18 protein-coding genes and 1 pseudogene are annotated in these 19,620 nt (G+C 35.6%); 11 read left to right on the top strand and 8 right to left on the bottom strand.

Annotated elements, in window-relative coordinates:
• Positions 1-34 precede the first annotated feature (34 nt).
• The 4 genes from uvrB to OPR48_RS05530 all read left to right on the top strand — a co-directional run bounded on the left by uvrB (position 35) and on the right by OPR48_RS05530 (position 5,924).
• Positions 35-1,948: an excinuclease ABC subunit UvrB gene (gene uvrB, locus OPR48_RS05545; RefSeq protein ID WP_265025771.1), complete on the top strand. Its 1,914-nt coding sequence runs from the start codon at positions 35-37 to the stop codon at positions 1,946-1,948.
• Between the two features lie 188 nt (positions 1,949-2,136).
• The gene (locus OPR48_RS05540) at positions 2,137-2,286 is read left to right on the top strand and encodes a hypothetical protein (protein WP_265025770.1); all 150 of its coding nucleotides are present in this window, start codon (positions 2,137-2,139) and stop codon (positions 2,284-2,286) included.
• Positions 2,287-2,304: 18 nt separating this feature from the next.
• The gene (locus OPR48_RS05535) at positions 2,305-4,026 is read left to right on the top strand and encodes an ankyrin repeat domain-containing protein (protein WP_406831126.1); all 1,722 of its coding nucleotides are present in this window, start codon (positions 2,305-2,307) and stop codon (positions 4,024-4,026) included.
• Positions 4,027-4,601: 575 nt separating this feature from the next.
• The gene (locus OPR48_RS05530; RefSeq protein WP_265025767.1) at positions 4,602-5,924 is read left to right on the top strand and encodes a hypothetical protein; all 1,323 of its coding nucleotides are present in this window, start codon (positions 4,602-4,604) and stop codon (positions 5,922-5,924) included.
• 119 nt (positions 5,925-6,043) lie between these two features.
• Here OPR48_RS05530 and OPR48_RS05525 read toward each other — a convergent pair whose 3' ends face one another.
• On the bottom strand, positions 6,044-7,000 hold the full coding sequence (locus tag OPR48_RS05525; RefSeq protein ID WP_264735368.1) for an IS5 family transposase: 957 nt from the start codon (positions 6,998-7,000) through the stop codon (positions 6,044-6,046).
• Between the two features lie 161 nt (positions 7,001-7,161).
• Here OPR48_RS05525 and OPR48_RS05520 point away from each other — a divergent pair, with 161 nt between their 5' ends.
• From OPR48_RS05520 to OPR48_RS05500, 5 genes are all read left to right on the top strand, one after another.
• On the top strand, positions 7,162-7,332 hold the full coding sequence (locus OPR48_RS05520) for a hypothetical protein (protein ID WP_265025765.1): 171 nt from the start codon (positions 7,162-7,164) through the stop codon (positions 7,330-7,332).
• A 111-nt stretch (positions 7,333-7,443) separates the two neighbouring features.
• Positions 7,444-7,641: a hypothetical protein gene (locus OPR48_RS05515; protein ID WP_265025763.1), complete on the top strand. Its 198-nt coding sequence runs from the start codon at positions 7,444-7,446 to the stop codon at positions 7,639-7,641.
• A gap of 24 nt (positions 7,642-7,665) precedes the next feature.
• Positions 7,666-8,916: a hypothetical protein gene (locus OPR48_RS05510; protein WP_265025761.1), complete on the top strand. Its 1,251-nt coding sequence runs from the start codon at positions 7,666-7,668 to the stop codon at positions 8,914-8,916.
• Positions 8,880-9,113 (top strand): hypothetical protein, encoded by a 234-nt coding sequence (locus tag OPR48_RS05505; protein ID WP_265025760.1) that lies wholly within the window; start codon positions 8,880-8,882, stop codon positions 9,111-9,113. The genes OPR48_RS05510 and OPR48_RS05505 overlap by 37 nt, the downstream gene beginning before the upstream one ends.
• Positions 9,114-9,143: 30 nt before the next feature.
• Positions 9,144-10,508 carry a hypothetical protein gene (locus tag OPR48_RS05500; protein ID WP_265025758.1) on the top strand — a complete coding sequence of 455 codons (1,365 nt, stop codon included), beginning with the start codon at positions 9,144-9,146 and terminating at the stop codon, positions 10,506-10,508.
• On the opposite strand, the gene terL is transcribed toward OPR48_RS05500, so the two are convergent.
• Positions 10,505-11,935: a phage terminase large subunit gene (gene terL, locus OPR48_RS05495; RefSeq protein ID WP_265025757.1), complete on the bottom strand. Its 1,431-nt coding sequence runs from the start codon at positions 11,933-11,935 to the stop codon at positions 10,505-10,507. The two genes, OPR48_RS05500 and terL, sit on opposite strands and share 4 nt — an antisense overlap.
• A gap of 60 nt (positions 11,936-11,995) precedes the next feature.
• Between terL and OPR48_RS05490 the strand changes: the two are divergent.
• Positions 11,996-13,074, top strand: a pseudogene (locus OPR48_RS05490) (alpha/beta hydrolase).
• On the opposite strand, the gene OPR48_RS05480 reads toward OPR48_RS05490, so the two are convergent.
• From OPR48_RS05480 to OPR48_RS05465, 4 genes are all read right to left on the bottom strand, one after another.
• The gene (locus tag OPR48_RS05480; RefSeq protein ID WP_265025754.1) at positions 13,049-14,533 is read right to left on the bottom strand and encodes a DegQ family serine endoprotease; all 1,485 of its coding nucleotides are present in this window, start codon (positions 14,531-14,533) and stop codon (positions 13,049-13,051) included. The pseudogene OPR48_RS05490 and the gene OPR48_RS05480 overlap by 26 nt on opposite strands.
• A gap of 3 nt (positions 14,534-14,536) precedes the next feature.
• Positions 14,537-15,409 (bottom strand): protease modulator HflC, encoded by an 873-nt coding sequence (gene hflC, locus OPR48_RS05475; protein WP_265025752.1) that lies wholly within the window; start codon positions 15,407-15,409, stop codon positions 14,537-14,539.
• 2 nt (positions 15,410-15,411) lie between these two features.
• Positions 15,412-16,449 (bottom strand): FtsH protease activity modulator HflK, encoded by a 1,038-nt coding sequence (gene hflK, locus OPR48_RS05470; RefSeq protein WP_265026642.1) that lies wholly within the window; start codon positions 16,447-16,449, stop codon positions 15,412-15,414.
• Between the two features lie 74 nt (positions 16,450-16,523).
• On the bottom strand, positions 16,524-16,685 hold the full coding sequence (locus OPR48_RS05465; protein WP_265025751.1) for a hypothetical protein: 162 nt from the start codon (positions 16,683-16,685) through the stop codon (positions 16,524-16,526).
• Positions 16,686-16,902: 217 nt separating this feature from the next.
• Between OPR48_RS05465 and OPR48_RS05460 the strand changes: the two genes are divergently transcribed.
• Positions 16,903-18,627: an actin-bundling T4SS effector WalE1 family protein gene (locus OPR48_RS05460; RefSeq protein WP_320109919.1), complete on the top strand. Its 1,725-nt coding sequence runs from the start codon at positions 16,903-16,905 to the stop codon at positions 18,625-18,627.
• 163 nt (positions 18,628-18,790) lie between these two features.
• On the opposite strand, the gene OPR48_RS07380 is transcribed toward OPR48_RS05460, so the two are convergent.
• Together OPR48_RS07380 and OPR48_RS05455 are read right to left on the bottom strand one after the other, a co-directional pair.
• Positions 18,791-19,009: a transposase gene (locus OPR48_RS07380; protein WP_406831124.1), complete on the bottom strand. Its 219-nt coding sequence runs from the start codon at positions 19,007-19,009 to the stop codon at positions 18,791-18,793.
• Positions 19,010-19,328: 319 nt separating this feature from the next.
• Entirely contained in the window at positions 19,329-19,601 is a 273-nt protein-coding gene (locus OPR48_RS05455; RefSeq protein ID WP_265025750.1) for a transposase, read from the bottom strand.
• Positions 19,602-19,620 lie beyond the last annotated feature (19 nt).

The following is a 19,620-nucleotide window of genomic DNA, read 5'->3' as shown; positions in this document are numbered from 1 at the left end:
TAAACACATTATGAAAACATAGTAGGTAGAACTCATGGAATTTCAAATCACTACACATTTTCAACCAGATGGAGATCAACCACAAGCAATCGATGGCTTAATTGCAGGGCTAAATAGCAATAAAAGAGATCAGGTTTTGCTTGGAGTTACTGGTTCTGGGAAAACTTTTACTATGGCAAATGTTATTGCAAGAACAAATAGGCCTGCATTAATTATGGCACACAATAAAACTTTAGCAGCACAGCTTTATGAGGAAATGAAAGGATTGTTTCCCCATAATGCTGTTGAATACTTCATTTCTTATTATGATTATTATCAACCTGAAGCCTATTTACCACAAACTGATACTTATATCGAAAAAGATTCTGCAATCAACGAAAGAATTGAGATGCTGCGTTATTCCACCGTCTGCTCCCTTTTGGAGCGCAGGGATACGATCGTAGTTGCCAGTGTTTCCTGCATATATGGTCTTGGTTCGCCTGAGAGCTATCTTAGCATGATCATATCGCTTAGTGTTGGAAATAAAATTCGTATTAATGATTTCCTGAGCAACTTAACTGATCTCCAATACAAGCGCTCTGATGCCAGGTTTGAGAGAGGATATTTCAGAGTGCGCGGCGATATTATTGATATATTTCCTTCCCATTATGAAAATAAAGCTTGGCGTTTATCGTTATTTGGCGATGAAGTAGAAGAAATTTTTGAAATTGATGCTATAACGGGCAATGTTACTAAAGGCGTAAATAAAATCACCATTTTTCCAAACAGCTATTACATAACCCCGCGTGAGACCTTGTTGCAGGCAGCTCAGCTAATCAAAAAAGAGCTGCATGAACGCTTGGATTATTACTACTCGCAAAACAAGATTATTGAAGCAAAGCGCCTCGAGCAACGCACTGATTTTGATATCGAAATGATGAGAACAACAGGAATATGTAAAGGTATTGAAAATTATTCGCGTTATCTCTATGGAATGGAAGCTGGGGATCCACCGCCTACTTTGTTTGAATATTTACCCAAAGACGTAATTTTATTTGTTGATGAGAGTCATGTCACCGTTCCTCAGGTTGGTGCGATGTACAGTGGTAATGAGGCGCGTAAAAAGAAATTGATTGACTATGGCTTCAGGCTCCCTTCCGCTTTTGATAATCGTCCATTAAAATTTGAAGAGTGGGAGGAAGTTAGGCCGCAGACTATTTACATTTCAGCCACTCCCGGAAAGTATGAGCTAGCAAAGACCAATAATGTATTTATAGAGCAGGTTATCCGTCCAACAGGGCTTACAGACCCAATCTGCATTGTGAAACCAATAGAGAGTCAAATTGATGATGTAATTCATGAGGCACAAGTGACAATAGGGAAGGGATTTTGTGTTTTAATCACTACATTGACGAAAAAAATGGCTGAAAATTTGGCTGAATATATGAGTGAATTGAATATGAGAGTGAGTTATTTGCATTCGGATATTGGTGCGCTGGAGAGAATAGAAATTATATGTAAATTAAGATCTAAAGAAATTGACGTTTTAGTAGGTGTTAACTTGCTTAGGGAAGGTCTTGATATTCCAGAGTGTGGGTTAGTTGCAATTTTGGATGCTGATAAAGAAGGATTTTTGCGATCGGCAACTTCATTAATTCAAACGATCGGTCGTGCTGCACGTAATGCTGAAGGTAGAGTAATTTTATATGCAGATAAAATCACTGGTTCTTTAGATCGTGCATTAAGAGAGACCGAAAGAAGAAGAAAAAAACAAGAAGAACATAATATATTGCACAATATTGTCCCAAAGACTATAATAAAACCTATATCAAACACCTTACAGGAGAGGGCAATAGCAGAACCAAAAGTAAATACTAATAAGGATGACTTGAGAAAGCAAATGATAGAGCATGCTGAAAATTTAGAGTTTGAAGAAGCAGCAAGAATAAAAAAATTATTGAAAGGTTAAGTAATATATGATGCTATGGGCATAGCATGAAAGTGTAAACAACCTGCTATTCTCCTTCTTACTTTAACTCATCTTTTTGAGCCTTTTGACAATATTTTAGAACTGAAGAAGGAAAGGTGTATTTTTTTATTGATTTATCTATATATTACAGTAATCACTGAAGAATTAGTGAGTAATGGTTATAGAATATGCATGGTGGGGTACCAAACAAGAAATTAAATGAAAAATTACGTAACATTTTAGGTCAGTTAGCAAGCAATAGCAATCTATTAGATCCTCCCAATAATATTCAACATATAATGTTTCTTCTAGGAGCAGGAGCTGATCCAAATATATAGAACCAAAATGGAAAAACTCTGTCATATTACTTAGATGAAGAATTACGTGGCATTTTAAATTGGTTAGAAAGCAATAGCAATTCATTAGGCGATTACAATTATATTCAATATATAACGTCTCTTCTAATAGTAGGGGCTGATCCAAATGTACAAAACCAAGATGGAAAAACTCTGTTACATTACGTTGCTGAACGTAACGATACTAACGGTATAGGATTTCTTTTAAAAGCAGGAGCTGATTCAAATGTGCAAGATCGAAGTGAAAAGACTCCATTTGAATATGTTACTAAACATGAGTGCCGTCAAGCTTTGAAGGATTTGGGTTATGATTTAGATGATTCTTATGAAAATGAAGGGAATCCGGCAACACCTGATAGTTCGGTAGGTGAAAGAAACGATTGTTCAAATAGCTCTGGTGATGATAGTCAGATAGAGTCTGTTAAATTGAGTGATTGTAACACAGAAGAGGATTCGGACTATTATTCAGATGATTCTCGTGAAAATGAAGGGAATTCAACAACATCTGATGGTTCGGTAGATGATTGTTCAAATAGCTCCGGTGACGATAATAAAACAATTTCTACTGAACCGAGTGATTGTGACCCAGAAGACGAGGATTCGAGCTGTAGTTCAAGTGATTATCTTTTTCTAGAAGACTCACTGTTAGCGAAGCTAGAAATACCATTAACTACAGATGAACAGGAGCTAATTGATAAGTTTTGTGAGGAGATAAGAGGTATGACAGCACAAAATAAACAAGAATCTGAAGAAAATATTCTAGAAAGTATTGAGAAAATAGTAGATGAGTACTTGAAGGAAGGAATAAGGTTAAATTCAAGTTGTAGTGATGACAATGAAAAAGATGATAAAGAAACTGTAACAAATTTAATATTTAAAGAAATAGACGATGTTCTTAGTAGTAATAATTTGAAACTACGCGATGAAACTGGAGCGCGTGAAAGGCAGTCTGATGGTATCTCCGACCAAGACGATGACAATGAAGATAAAGTTTCAGGCATCATAGAAAGCATCACTAACAAGTTATTGTTAAAAGGTGGAAAAGCAAGACAAGAATTTTTCTTCGGTAATACCGATCTAGCACAAGATTATGGATCTAATTATATAAATAATCTCTCTAAGGAATGTGAAGAAATTGAAAGCAAGCTAATAAGCATAGCATGTGAAGGTATTGTAAACAAAAGTAAGCAAATTCATGAGTATGACTTTAAAGCAGAAATAGATAATAGATATTTTTATGTGAAATATTCACAAGATAGTATTATTGAACCTGTGAAAATCTTAAACAATGAGAAAGCTAAAGAGTTAAAATTAAAAGTCGGCATACTTCAAATTGGGGAAAGTATAGTGAGAGTTGAAGGTACAAAAGATGGAAAAAGAAATTACACAGATGTCTTAAAAGGTAGCATTAAAATGTCTTTTACCACTGAGGTAGGAGAGATTAATATTTATCTAAGTCCTAGTAAGGAAGGTGGTAATAAAATAAAAGTAGAGATTGATGAGGAAAACAAAGCAAAGTTTAACAAATTAAAAGACAAATCAAGTTTAGGAAAAGACTGTCTTTTAGAGGGAGAAAATGTTTCAGAAGTTATAAGCAAGAATTTTAAGATGAGTGATAGTGTATCTACAGAGCCAACCGAGACTACTAAGGATGTTCCATCTACTGATTTTACGCAAGCTTGTTCGCAGCAAATTGACACAAGTGTTAAAGGCAGACAGTGATTATTGAAATAGTGCCACACAATAATAAGCTCACTCAAAATTGTTCCGATTTGGCAGGGTTGTTTTGCCGCACCAAGCGGTATGGCTTTAAGTATGAGTTTTAATGTTCCCAGAAACTCGCCACAGTGGATAGTACAGTATTTACAATGGGTGTGCTTTCAGGGTCGGGCCCAACCCTACTTAAGTGGCTAAGATATATCTAATGTAGCTTTATCTTTGCTTTCTGACAGTCTTTGTTGATACTCGTTTATCAGCCTTTCAGGCTCGTTCAATACACTCTGAATATAATATGTTGTACAATGTTATGCCAGAGAGTATAATAAAATCTATATCAAATCCTTTACAGGAAAAAGTGGTGGTAGAGGCAAAAGTGAACACTAATAAGAACCAATTTAAGGAAAGCGCATGCTAGAGTTTGAAAAAGCAGCAAGAATATTATTGAAAGGTTAAATGGCGTATGATATAATATATATAGTGTAAAGATGTAAATAATCTTATTGACATCTTTACATTAATAGTTCTTAAATGTTTAGTGCTGTAAAATTAAATTATTAAGTTTTATGAAGGGAGTAAAAATGGTGGAAAGCTTTCTAGGTAAGAACAAAGGCAGTAATTTTATTGAGGGGACAAAAATAATGAAAAATTTTTCAGATAATAACAAAAACGGTAGCTCAATCTTCCAAGGAAAAATCAGGGAGCAAGATTTCTCTGCGGAGCAGAAGTTAAATGAACTAAAAGCAGCCGTAGAGGAGCTTGCCAGACAAGATTTACTCAGAAGGCTCGAGTGTGAGCGTCAGGCTTCTAGTTGTATCGATGAAATATCATCTCAAGCAGAGCTACATATCGGAGAAGAAGGTGATGAGGGTTACTTCAATTATGAAAGAACACTGTGGAATTTCTTTGAACCTCTCTTCAACCTCTTTGAAGTAGATGTAGATCCGAAAATCTACCAAATGCTCAAGGAGAAGAAAGAAAAAAATTGGCTTCTTTCGATAATTAAATTTATGCGTGACAAGCTTAAGGAGTTAATCAAGAAGATTTTTGCACGCGATTTAAGTTTCGATCAGAGGTTGGACAAAGAGATAAAAGAATTGGAAGAAAAATTATTCGGTGGTGGTTTATCTAAAGAAGAGGAAGTAGCAATACTAGAGAGGCTTGAAGCGCTGAGGGGACTGAAACTCAAGTTACAGCTGGCCGTTGTCGGATGGATTGTTACAATGTTCGCAGAGATTTTTGGAGTTGAGTTGGCGGCTGTGGCAGAGGCATCTAAAGAAAAAGAAGATAAAAAAGCAGAAAAAACATCATTAAAGGAAGAAGCAACTAAAGAAGTTCGTAAAGACGTAGAAATCAAGGTAGATGAAAGAGAAAAACCTAAAGTGCCAGTTTCCCTTTTTGAAGTTTCACCCGGATTTGTAAGACCGGTTGTTCTGAGCAAACCAGAACTAGATCTTTTACCAAAACCTATGAAAGAACTAATGCCTAAAGAGGTTATAAAGGAGGAGATCCGCGAGGTAAAAGAAACAAAACCAAAAGTGGAAGAAGAGAAAAAAGCGAAGCCTGAACCGAAGAAAGAGGTGTGTCCACAGAAAACTTCAGGGCAGTCTGGGGCAAATATGACGAGGGAGGGGCAGGATAAATGGTCTGAAGCTAGTGATCATAAATCAAAGAAGATAAATTTAGATAGTGGTAATGCTAAAAAGCCTCGAAGAATACCTACTCCTGTACATGATTATCCAATTGGTCATTATCAAGCTCCATCGGGAACTACTGATAATGAAAAGTCTAATGCTGATCAGCGTAGTTCTGCAAGTGATGCTAAAGAAAATCCTAAGTCAAAAGTTACTGATGTATTGAATGAACGTGCAGCAAGAGGAAATGGTAATACACCATCGAGATAGCTAGTTTTAGCTACTTAGATGACAAAGCCATCCCAGTGTCCCTTTCTTGTCATTCCAGTGCGTGACACTGGAATGGCTTTGTTGCATAGCACCTTAAGCAGTGATGGTTTACGACAAATTTATGTAATGATTTCAAATTTAGCCATACCAATATCAGTGAATTTGTTGAGCAAATAGCACTTAATTAGTAATTCTTTTTCACGATTTACTTCAGATTTATTCCTAAAGCTAAATCCAAATACTTGCTTCAACCTTGAGAAAAATCCTTCTATGTAAGATCTCTTTCCATAAATTGCTTCCTTTTTCCACTCTTTTACACCATCTTGTCCATATAATTTTATTAACCTAATAGCAGCATTTCTGTCAGACATATAATCTATTTTTGAATGTTCTGCTGCATCCTTTTTTGGTAGAACTTTTGTCTTTATATCGTATTTCTTACACAATTTATAAAGTTTGTGCCTATCGTATGCCCTATCTGCATATAATGCTTTTATTTTGTGCTGAAAATTAACTTCTTCAAGCAAATCGCAAGCTCCATAGTGGTCAGAGTAGACGCCATTACTGTATCTTGCAGCTATAGCTTTTTTACTATTCACACTTAACATAACATGTAACTTTCTTACTTGCTCGTAGCTTCGGTACTTTCTATCTGCACTGTTTTCCTTACTGTGGCCAGGAGTGTTACTGTAAATGCTGATACTTGTGCTATCTATGATAATTTCAATATTTTCCATGTTGCTTTTATCAACCCTGCAATCATTTATCTTAATATTAAGTTTTTTAAACCTTCTTGATGCTTGTGAATAGCTGATAACTGCCAAATTTTTTCCTATTTGTTGCAGATATCCTTTTATAAACCCCACCGTTTGTCTTAAACCAATTCTAAAAAGATTGACAATTATATGCACCAAAATTACGACTTTATCACTGTAAATATAGTTGCCGCCCTGCATTTTTGGACTATTTTCATACCAATTTTCGATAGCTTCATCGATGTAACGAAAAATATTTCCCCTTTTTTCAAGGAATTTGTTATATTCGTTTTGGTTGCTGACTTTCATTTTCTGTGGCATATTTTTTCTTCAACAGTTAAATGGTTATTTATAATGAATTTTGTCAGTAGCCACCAGATTTTTTCGGTTGCTATGCAACAAAGCCCACTGGAATCCAGGAAACTTAATTGTACATTAGGTTTGATAAATGTAGGGTTTTATGTTAAAAGGGAGCGTTTTTGATGAATTGCAAAAAAGACTGGATCCCAGTGTCTGGGCACTGGGATGACAAGAAAAAGAGGTACTGGTATGACATTAAAAGAGTAGGAGTTGATGGCAAAAAGAAACACAGGCGTCATTCAGCGTCTTTTTTTGTCATTCCAGTGCGTGACACTGGAATCTCGAAAACTTAAGTTTTATGAAAAAAGAGTGAATAAAGTTTTTTAAAAAAAAATATAAAAAAGTGCTTGCACTTAATTTTATTTTTAGTATATTAATTACATAATATTTTTACTGGGAGCAATATGGATAAAAAAGAATCTGATCGTGTTACAAGAAAAAGAGAAATAGCTGATCTAAGCAAAGTAGATCCAAAGTATATCGATGACTATCGTGATAGGTTTAAAGAAAGAGATGAAGAGAGGGCAAGAAAGAATGATCCTAGCAGTTCTATGAGTAGTTGTAATAGTCAGAGTAGTAGTAAAGGTAGTTCAAGGTCATAAGTATATTTAAAACAGGGGGGTGTTATGCCTAATATAAGTGAAGTAAATCGAGAATTAGTAAAGGCATTTAATATTAATCTTCGTTTTAATGATATTGCATTTACTAACCTTACCGTGCAAAGTTTGCATGGTAAGGATCATATTGTTGTCTCATTTGATAAAAATATGGATTCCAAACAATGTATGAAGTATTTGAATAACGTGAAGGAGAAAATAATTAAAAAATCTTATAGAGATGAAAAAGCTGCTGGTGTATCTTATAATTTGAAGTTTTTTCCGTTCGCTTTTAACACGAAACATTTACCTAGAGATGATAAAGGAAGAAAGAAATTTTCAGTAAAAATAGATGAAGAAGTGGTTTTTAATTTAAAATGCTATCTAGCTAAAGCACTTGCCGGAGATGTAAAAGAGGGCATGGGAAAGAAACATGGTCCAGGGTATTTAAGAGAACATATATATAATATAAGTTTCGATAGGAACTCCTATTTATATTGTATGCATTTTTATGATAAGGGACTACAAAAAGACTTTGTTGATTCATTTTTAGCAAATATTGAAGGGTACGAAAATGCTCCAAGAGACTACTTGGAAATAATTGGTAATTGTGTATACATAAAAAAAAGCATTTTTGATAATGTCGAGTTCATTAAAGACATAATAGCATATAATACATCTTTAGAATGTCGTTATCTTCAGACTCCTAGTGCTAAGAACAAAACTGTTGATAAACTGAAATATACAATAATCGATTTTATAGATAGGGCAGCAGACCTTCCAGTTCGTACTATTACTCGTACTTCTTATGTTAATAGTAAAGAAGATTCAGTTCTTATTCCTCTTGTGCAAAATGGTAAGTTTCTTGAGTTTCTCAGCAAGGATGATGCATATGACCTCAACCGTACATTTGGTGATGCTGTGGTTACCAGAATTGAAAGTCGTCATTTAAAAAATCCATACTGGAGTAGTGATTACGTATATGCTATAGATTTTGCTGATGTGAACATTTCTTATTGTGTGCTGAATAAAATCATAGAAAACTCTGTAATCAACAAAGATCATGAACTGTCCATTGACCATGAGCTTCATTTTCGAGCATTGCCGCCTCCAAAAACACCGCCCAACAAAAGGAAAGCAGACACAGATAGTGGTTATGATAGTAATTCACCTTCGAAACCTAAGGATTCTGGTTCTTCAAGTGGTGGTCCAGGGCCATCGTCTAAGATGTCACAGACACACAATTGGAGTCTCCCACGCGGAGTCAGGAAGGAGCATTAAATGATTCTCCCAGGCGAGGGTCAGAGCAAGGATCAGAAACGGAAAAAGAAGGTCTGCTACTGCACAATCATGTAAATTTAGCTGGAACGAGTAAAGGATTTCCGCCATTGCCGCAGCTGAATTCTATTGCAGTTAGTTATGGTGTTTCAGGGCCATCTTCATTATCGCAATCTGTAAGTGCTGCTCAAAATCGTTGATCATCACAAGGCACGTCCGGAAATAAATGGATGCCGTCACGGCAATTTACTGAACCAGGACCTAGTGGTTTATCATGGTCACAGAGTGGACCTTCATCATGGAAAGGTGCTAATCCAGTAGGGGCTAACCCTTGGGCTCAGCAAACGAACCCTTGTTTATCACAAGGCACGTCCGAAAATAAATGGATATCGTCAATGCAATTTACTAAACCAGAACCTAGTGGTTTATCATGCTCACAGAGTGGAGCTTCATCATCGAGAGGCGCTGGTAAAAATATGCCAACAGGGAGTAGTTCTTGGTGTTTGCCACCATCGACTTCTTCTCTTACGACAAGGAATGATCCAATATCCTCAAATCTTGGAATTTTTGCAGATCCTCCAGAAGATACGGAGAACATTTGTAGCATGAAAGAAAAACAGCAAGTTACTAAGGAAAAGGAAGAAGAAAAGTTGTCTAAAGCATTGCTTTATACATTCAACCTAATGAATTATACTCTTGATAGTGTTTATACTAACTTTTTTGCAAAAGATGGGAAAATTGTTAGTTTACTCCATGATAATGTTGATAGAGAGGAATATTTACAGGCGGTAATAGATTATGTAGTAGAAGAGTATTATGAAACTGAGAAAGAAGCAAGAGAATCTTGCGATTTTGATGAGTTTCCATTTAAATTTCTTCCTGATCCTGATTATGAAAAAAATCAAAATGATTGTGAGAAAAATTCAAGAAAGACAGTTGTTGCTAATATAAGTAGTGGTGCTTTATCTAACTTAGAAAAACTTTTTATTTATGGGTATGAGGAAGAAGTGAAAATAGAAAAGATCGACATTAACATTATCAAAGAGGCAGTGAAATCTAAAAAGGACAGATTGGTAGATCTCAAGGTGAAGAAAGGAATAGAAAGAGAAGGAGGATATTACAATAGGATAAAACATCGCGAAGCAGCTACAGCCTGTTATCCCGATGAAAACGCATTAGAAGATATTCCAATTATAAAAGACAAAGGTGGATACTGCCTTGACCGTACTTTTAACGATTGGGAAACAAAGTTGCCTTTGAAAGAGCAACAGTGTACTAAAGGTACATCAGTAGCTAAAAAGGGGAAGCTCGAAGATAATAAAGACAGCGGTTATTCTTCCGGGTTCGTAACTGATGCTGAAAACGTAAGTTCTAAAGCTGAGGCAACAACAAGTGGAATAAGTGGTTATGAGTCTATGGATTGTGAGAATACTGGAAAAAGATTGCCAAAACGTAAGTCTCAATCGCCTGTAGGTGAAGATAGTCTAAGAAAATCTCCGAAAAGAGATTCTTCACCACTTTCAATGCTGAAGTCGTTAAGTTTGAGTAGTCCCTCTCATCAAACAGATAAGTCTTCAGCTATTGATTTAATCTAATCCACTGCTCTCAGCCACCCAAGTGTTTTATTAGGGTTGGGGCCAAAGTCCCTGACCCTGAAAGCACTGGTATTAGTTTTTCTCATCCATTGCAGATATTGTACGGTACTATCCACTTGATCGTCATGGCGAGTTTCTGGGAACATTAAAATTTCGTACTCAAAATCGCTGAGCCATACCGCTTGCTGTGGCAAAAAAACCCTGCCAGACTCTATCACCGGAACAATTTGATAAAATCGAGTGAGTTTGTCATTGTGTGGCACTATTTCAATAATCGGTAGATCGCTATTTGCCTTTAGCTCTTGTGTTAATTGCTGACCACTCGTTTTTGCTTCAATCAAAATTGCATGTGGTGCCCATCTTGCAGCTAGTGACAGAACTTGCTCTTTAAGCTTTGGGTACTCAAGCTTTGCTCGATATACATCAAGTAAATAGAATTTATTATCTATTTTTGCCCAGGTGGTGCAGACACTAAAGTCGCTGGAATCGTTTGTTGAAACTGCAGTGTCCCAGCTTTGAGTTACATGTGAGAGATTATCAGGGAAATTTTTATAGCGCTTTAGCCACTCTTGTTTTATTATACCACTTGAAAGCGGCAGGGGGTTTTGTTGATATTGAGCAGCAAAAGCGTAACTCCCGAGTTCAACTTTTATCATCTCAACTTCTTCTCTTCCTCCCTCGAGGGGATATAATAACTCATTCTCTTCTCTTGAATATAAACCTTTTTCTTGTGTCGTAATTGAGTCGATTATCTCCACTTTTTCAGAAATCATTGGCAAACAAATGTGATGCCATATGTTTTTTGGCTTGGATAAGAGGTGCCCAGTTAAGTCTTCCAGGTGCAGCCTGTGCATAACAAGCACAATTACTCCTTTTTTTCTATCGTTGAGCCTCGTTACCAAAGTCTGATCGAACCAGTTTGTGGCACGCTTTCTAAACGTTTCACTCAAAGCTTGAGCAGGGTTAAGCGGATCATCCACGATGATGAAATCTCCACCTTCACCGGTTAACGTCCCTCCAACTGATGTTGCGATTCTAAATCCTCTCTGCACTGTTTGGAATTTATATTTAGTGTTCTGGTCTTTGGATAATTTTACCTCTGGAAATAGTTCTTTATACCAATCAGATTGCATTATGCACCTCGTATCGAGCGAATGTTTTTCGCTAAGCAACTTAGAATAACTTGTAACTATTATTCTTGCAGATGGCTGATTTCCCAGTATCCACGCGGGCCACGCAACACTAGCACATATGGACTTCATTGAACGCGGAGGCATATTGAATATTATGCGCCTTACTTCGCCAGCATTCGCTGCTTTCAGCCTGTCTTCTATGACTTTTATGTACTGATAATCATTATACTCACATCCCGGCACCACCGTTTGAAAGCACAGTTCAATGAATTTTAGAAAGTTGATTTTATTCATGAGGATTGACTCTTTTAAAGATTTTATGTATTATGAAATTGATGTAGTGAGAGTTAAGACGTGAAAGAAACAAGAGAAATTAAAATACAAACTAAGGAAGAGTTTGTAAGAACTCAAAATGGGATGAAAATCCAAAAGATAATAATGCCTAGTAAAGATGTAGATCAACGGAATGGAAAGCATCTAGTCTATTTTGTAGGTGGAGGGAATCGTATTGTAAAATCCAAAGAGTTGGATTTGCAAAATTGGCAATGGGCAACAGACCGAGGAATTACTGTACATCTCTTTAACTATCCTGGCTTGGGCAAGAGCAAAAACTCTTTTACGTTTCGTAACGATAGAGTTGAATCAGGCATTGTAGTTGTCACTGATTTGTTAAAAAATGGTATAAAGCCGGATAATATAATATTATTTGGGGATTGCTTTGGCGGACATGTAGCTGCAGAGGTTCATAAAAATTTTAAAAATAATGATATACATTTGAGGTGTGTTGTTAGCAACGCTGCTAGTTCACTCAAACAAGCCTCTCTTTACTACTTTGGTTTTATAGCAAAATTAAAAATTCTTCTTGCTCCGATAATCAAATTAGTACTAAAGATTTTTGGTTGTCATTGGAAGACACATAAAATCATAAATTCAATTACTCCTTATACGATGTACTTTAATCGCGAAGGAGATAAGACAATCAAACAATCAGCGCAACTTGCAACAAAAATAGAAAGAATAGAAAAAAATGGTAGAAAGAAAAATTACCAAAAAAAAGAAGTCTTCGAAGGTTTTGAAGAGAATGAGAAATTTTTCAAGCACATACAATGTTAATAAAAAATAATGAATGTATTGATCCTAAAAGGACTAACAAGGGCATTCATGGCTTGCCTATTAAGTGTTTAAAATCTTCCAACAAAGTTAGTTACACTTTTCCTGAATTAATCAGTTTATATATTCAAAAGACAGATTCATACTTTGCTGAATGTGGCTCACTAAACAGCGAAGAGAAAGTTGAAGAGTTTAGAAAAAGTAAATTTTATGAAGATTTTTCTGGCTGTACAAGTTCAATGTCGAAAGTAAATATTACGGCAGCAAACCGACACCCTGCAGGTAGCTATGAGTCAACTATTTCTTCAACTTTATCGAAGTAAAGAATTGATTTCCATTGCGGTAAATAAGCAACATTATTGAATCTTTACCGTTTTTCTTTACTGCTGAATCAACTTGTTTTTGAAAATCATTAATATTTTCTATATCGGTTCCATCTAATTGGATAATGATGTCCCCTTTTTTAATACCACGCAGCGTGGCATTACTGTTACTATCTACATTAGTAACTATCACACCTTTTGTAGGATTACTTTCTTTTGATTCTTTTGGCAGGTTTGAAACAGTTAAACCAGTTATGTAATCGGATGTTGATTTATTTTCTTCTTGATTATTACCTTGACCATCATTTGCAGATTCTTCAATCACAACCTTAATATTGACCTCTTTGCCCTTTCTAAGTAACTTAATTTGTACTTTTTTTCCAGGTTCAGTTCTTGAAACCATTTGAGGCAATTGTGTCATTCTATCAATTTTTTTATCATCAAATTCTAATAATATGTCACCCACCTTAATTCCACCTTTTTCTGCAGGGCTATCCTTTACTATACTTGCAACCAGTGCACCTTTTGTATCTTTTAAACCCAAAGACTCAGCAAATTCTTTCGTTATAGGCTGAACTTGCACACCAAGCCAACCATGTTTTATTTTTTTGCCACTTTTTAATGTGTCAATAATTGACATAGCTAAATTAGATGGTATAGCAAAGCCTATACCCACGTTACCGCCAGACTCAGATGGGGAATAGATAGCGGTGTTAATGCCTATAACTTTTCCATTTAAATCAAATAATGGCCCTCCAGAGTTGCCTCTATTAATTGCAGCATCAGTTTGAATAAATTCATTCATAGTGCCGATACTAATGTCTCTGGACCTTGCAGATATAATTCCTGTGCTTACAGAGCCACCCAAACCAAATGGGTTACCTATTGCCATAACCGTATCACCAACCCTTGCTTTATCAGAATCACCAAATGCAACAGAAGAAAGATCTTTATCAGAATTAATCTTAAGCACAGCAAGATCAGTTCTTGCATCATAGCCTAAAACTTCTGCTTTGAAATAAGTATTATCGTTCATAGTAACTGTGATATCTTTGGCATTTTTAATAACGTGATAATTGGTTACTATAGTTCCACCTTTATCTATAATAAACCCAGAACCAAGCAACACCACCTCTCTGTTAACACTAGGGCCCCTATCCATAAAAAACTGATCAAAGTGCTCAAAAAACTCTCTAAAATCATCAAAAAAATTATTTCCTGGCATAGATGGAACTCTAGTTCTGCTGTTATTTTCTTGTTTGATGATTTGTTCGCTTGAAATATTTACAACCGCAGGAATGAGTTCTTCCACTAAATCGGCAAGTCCTTGATTACAGTTGCATGCAGTAGTGCTAGCATCAACGACCTTTTTTGCATTCCAATCAAACATATTAGCATGCGAAGAAAACGCAATTAGAAAATATGCAAATATAGATAAAATAAATGCCTTACTTTTCATAAATTATTTCCATCCTTTATTTAAAATATCTAAAAAGGTATTGTTTGGTGAAAGTACAAATTTAGTATTATTTTCGGCAAATGATTTACTGTAAGCGCTCATGGAGCGATAAAAGTTAAAGAACTCTTCATCAATCTTAAATGCCTCATTATAAATTCTAGTTGCTTCAGCATAACCACGGCCCCTTGTTTCATATGATTCTTTTACTGCACTGGAGATAATTTCCCTTTTTAATTTATCAGCTTTTGATCTAATTTCCTGCCCCGCTTGCTCTCCTTCTGCTCTAATTTCTTTTGCTTCTTTTTCCCTTTCAGTTTGCATACGGCGAAATATTGCAGAACTATTTTCTTCTGGTAAATCTGCTCTCTTAATTCTTACATCTATTATTTCTATGCCAAATTTTTCAGCTTCAGAGTAAACTCCGTGCTGAATTAACTGCATGACTTCTGACCTTTTTTCATTCAGCAAACTAATCAACGAAAATCTGCCTATATTTTCTCTTATGTGTGCTTCTATAACCGGATATAATCTTCTAACCAGCCCTGATTCATTCCTCACAGCCTGGTAAAAAGTAACAGGATTCGTTATTTTATATTTTGCATACGCATCTACTATAATACGTTTTTGATCCGCTGTTATCACTTCCCTTGGGGTTTTATCAGGACTTAGATCTAAAACTCTTTTATCAAGAAACTCTACACTATTTATGAATGGTAACTTAAAATATAAGCCACTTTCCCTAACATCCCTTACAACTTTACCCAGTTGTATAACTATAGCTTGCTTTGTTTCTTGTACAACAAATATTGAATTAGATAAAACAATCAATAAAACAACAAATACAGAAACAAAAATGATTTTAATATTACTACTCATGGTTATTTCCCTAAATTTGTAAGAGGTAAATAAGAAAACATACCTTTCAGATCATCAGTTACAACAACTTTGTCTACCTTACTGAAAATATTTTCCATAGTTTCAAGATAAATACGATTCTTAACGAGAGAAGGATTCTGTCTATATTCCTCATAAAGAGATAAAAAGCGATTTGCATTACCTTTTGCTTCATTTATTACTTCATTCTCATATGCCTCTGCATCTAATTTTATCTTTATCGCTTCACCTTTTGCTCGAGGTATGATATCATTACTATAAGAATATGCTTCGTTTATAGTACGCTCTTTATCTGCACGAGCACTTTGCACATCTCTAAATGAGCTAATTACTTTTTCTGGTGGATCGATTTTTTTCATTTGAACAGATAAAATCTCTATGCCCATTTGGTATCCATCAAGAATCTGCTGCAATAGAATTCTAGTATCTCTGGAAATTTCGGCTCTCCCTTGACCTTCCAGTGCAAAAGAAATTGTATTCTTACCTATTATCTCCCTCATAGCACTTTCAGCAGCGTTTTTAACGCTTAAACCAGGTTGATGATCCCGCACTTTGAATAAATAGTCCTTAGCATCTCTAACGCGCCACTGAATTTCGAAATTAACGTTGACTATATTTTCATCTCCAGTTAGCATCACACCTTCACCACGATCTGTATCTCGTCCATAAGAACCGCTTACACCAATTTCTTCACGATTTACTTCCTTAACGTTTACTTTAAAAACCTTACCAATAGGATAGGGGAAGTGATAGCGCAAACCGGACATCTCTGTGTTAGAGTATTTACCAAAGGTAAGTTCTATGCCTTCTTCACTGGGGTGAACAATATAAAAGCCAGTGCAAGCATAGAACAGCAAAATAATGAAAATGATAAAATAAGGTTTTTTGCCCCTGTTTCTGGTTAATCCATTAAGAAAGAACCTTATATCAGATACAGCTTTACTTAAAATATCTTCATTATTAGGAGTTTTGTTCCCTATCGATTTCTTTCCCGGATTCCAAGGATTATTCTCATCAAACATAATGATTGATTCTATAATTAATACGCTAATATTACTCATCTTATAAGAAAATGCAAAACTATTTTATTTATAAATTAATTATCAGGATGGAAAACATGATCATACACTTCCTTTTCTCTATGTAATATGGTCGATTCTATGGAATTTTCTGGCTTTTTTTTGAATTCTTTATTGTCACTCTTTAAGTGCACTACGTCTTCGTGAAGGTGAGAACAATAATGAGATAACAAAACCATTATTATTAAAACTGCAATAATTAAAAGGGTGGGTATCCTTTTTGTGCACCTCATAAATACTCTAGCTCGAAGAGCCCTTAACCTAATTTTCTACGCTTCCGAAAAACATGTCAAGCAGAATTATTCAAAGACAAATAAATACTGGCAGCCAAATTAACACTAACTTAAGAATCGAAGGTGTACAATATAATATATTTAATTAATAGTGAGGTTTAAAATGTTACCTGATAAACAAACAAATTTAGTTTCTAAGGGGAAGCAACAAAGTATATTTGCTGGAACTTTTAGTAAGTTATTTGAGAATAAAGAGAGCAACATGTTTGATAGATTCTCTTCTGATTTGTCTTCAAAGGAAAAAATATTAGCAGTAAGTGTAGCAGGTGCGATATTTGCTTCAGCACTTCCAATTGTGGCAGTTGCCTTACCACTTGCTGTACCAGGTGCAATAGTTGCCCTAACTCTATTTTTTGCTTATAAAGCAGTTGAATACACATTCAAAGGGCTCAAATGGTCAGCAGGAAAAACAGTTGAAGGGGTGAAAGATATTGGAAGAGAAATTAGAGGTGGTGCTGTGCATGCTAGGGACTCAGTAAAAGAAGCTGTAAGTTCTGTGGGACAGGCAACAAGAGAGGGAACTAGTTTTGCATTAAGAGCAATGGGGGATGGCATTCAAAAATTTGGGAGAAAGATGAGTAATGGTGGTGCGAGCATGTCTAATTTGGATGCCATCCCATATTCAATAGGTAACGAAGGTCAAACTGTTGTTTTGAAAACAGAAGAAAAAACAAGGAATTTCAATAGTGTAAAGGAGATGTTTATTAAGGAAGTTCTTGAAGACAAAGCCGTGAATAACTCTGCTTTAACTAAGGAAATATTTTCTAAGTTGGGAGAAAAAATATTAGAGAAAGCTTATTCTGTTGATGGTCAACAAAGTGTCAAAAAGGACCAGTTGGTCAACCGGTTGAAACAGCAAGTAGATTTTGTCAATAAATTGGACGCTAAGAAGTTGCAAAATTTATTATCTAAAGATAATAACAATCTTTATGAAATTTTCTCTGAACATCACGATAAAATTAAGAGGATTATTGGAGAATGTAAAAGAGAATACGAATTTTATCAATCTGTGGGGCGTAACAACGCAAAAGACGCAGAAGAAAGAAAAGCTAGTAAGTCTTCTTCATTCTCACCAGTCTTTTCACTGGGAAGAAAAGACTCTACACAATCAACTAGCAGCTTGTCAAAAAGCAGTTCACTAGACTCTGTAAGAACTGAAAGTACTGCTAGCAGCGAAGCGGAATTGTTAAATCCTGCGGAGCATAAAGAAGTAAAAGCACCTTCTTCATTTAGAGAAAAAATGCCATCATGGCTTGGGGGTAAAAAAGCACCGAAAGAAACTACTGACGTTAAATATCAAGTTCTTTCTGAATCAGACACGTTATCTGTTGCTCAACCGAAGCTACCAAGAAGCAATTCACTAAATTCTATAGGAACTGAAAGTACTGCTACTGTCTCTGATTCAGATTCTCAGGACTTTGTAACAGTAGATCCTAATCGTCTTAGAAGAAGCAGTTCATCTAGTAGCTTAGGTGGTAGTTCTCCTAAGCTTACTCCAGTTGATCCACCAAAGGTGCCTGGAATTCCCTCTCTGAACTCTTTAAATGATGGAATGGTGGCAGCAATGGAGAAAAACTTAGAAGAATTTAGTTCAAGTGCTAAAACTGAATCTACACAGGGTTCTTTGAGTAATCGTAATGGTTCTGATAGTGGATTCAATTCACCAACTTCCTCTCCAACACACACAATGTTTACTAACGAAGATGGCAAGGCAAAAACCCAAGCTGACTTAAAAAAGACAGATTATCTGAATAAACTGGTGGGACAGCCTTCTACGAAAGTAGGTGAAAATAGCGTTCATCATCCTGCAAGTGTGAAAACGAAATAAATAAAACTACTTACTTTCTCTAAAAGGATGTTACTCAACGAGTAACATCCTTTTTTGTTTTTTCTAACTGAAGGTTTGACCATAGAAATTTTCTATAGCTAGTACAGCTCTACGTCATACCGCCGCGGTATCTCGGCATAGATTCTGCTAACTATAGTAGTTTCTAAAATGAATGATAAATTTCCATTATGGTATTACCAACTAAAAGCTGCAAGTCTGTATAGTGGTGCATTAGAGGTCTGAGGCGACTTTTGATGGTATGCCAATAGTATTCTATAGGATTCAAATCTGGTAAATATGCTGGAAGGTACAACAAATGACAGCCAAAAGACTCTATTAATGACTTTGTTTTAGGAGTCTTATGAAATATAGCATTATCCATAACTATAGTTGTACCACGCTTTAACTGTGGCAGTAATATCTCACGCATTAAATACTTCTTTCTCCCGTGAAAGTTATTGGTGCAATGAACTTCTCATCCGCCTATTATACTTACTCTCTCTCGCTTTTTTCCAGAGCATATATTTTTTCTCCTTTTGGAGCTCGTCCATATTCTCGGTATAATCTATTATCAACTCCTGCTTCATCTATATATAAAATGCTAGAGTGGTCTATTTTTGAGATTTTATCGGTAAAGCGCTGCCTATCTTCTTGACTACGTTCTGTGACTTTTTTTTAAGGTTATTTTTAGCTGTTTTAACCTATACCAAATTGAATTTATTCCAAATCCTAGATTTTGTTTCATTTCTGCTAGCTGGGTGTTTTTTGACATATTCTTTGAGTACTTCTGGATCTATTTTTCGAATAAAACTTCCATTCTTTCCTGCCTCCAGGCTTTCACCGTTTCCTTTCTTTTTCAGCCATCTGTACAAGGTTGCAATTCCTATTTCTAGAAGATCTGCTACTTCAGATTTTGACTTCCCTCTTTCCACCAAAGAGATAGCTTTCTCCCTTAAGTCTACACTGTATGCCATTACTTACCTCATATTTCAT

The sequence above is a fragment of the Wolbachia endosymbiont (group A) of Bibio marci genome (assembly GCF_947251645.1).
GTDB lineage: Bacteria > Pseudomonadota > Alphaproteobacteria > Rickettsiales > Anaplasmataceae > Wolbachia.
The sequence above is the reverse complement of the archived record's forward strand: the minus strand, read 5'-3'. Positions and strand labels throughout refer to the sequence as shown.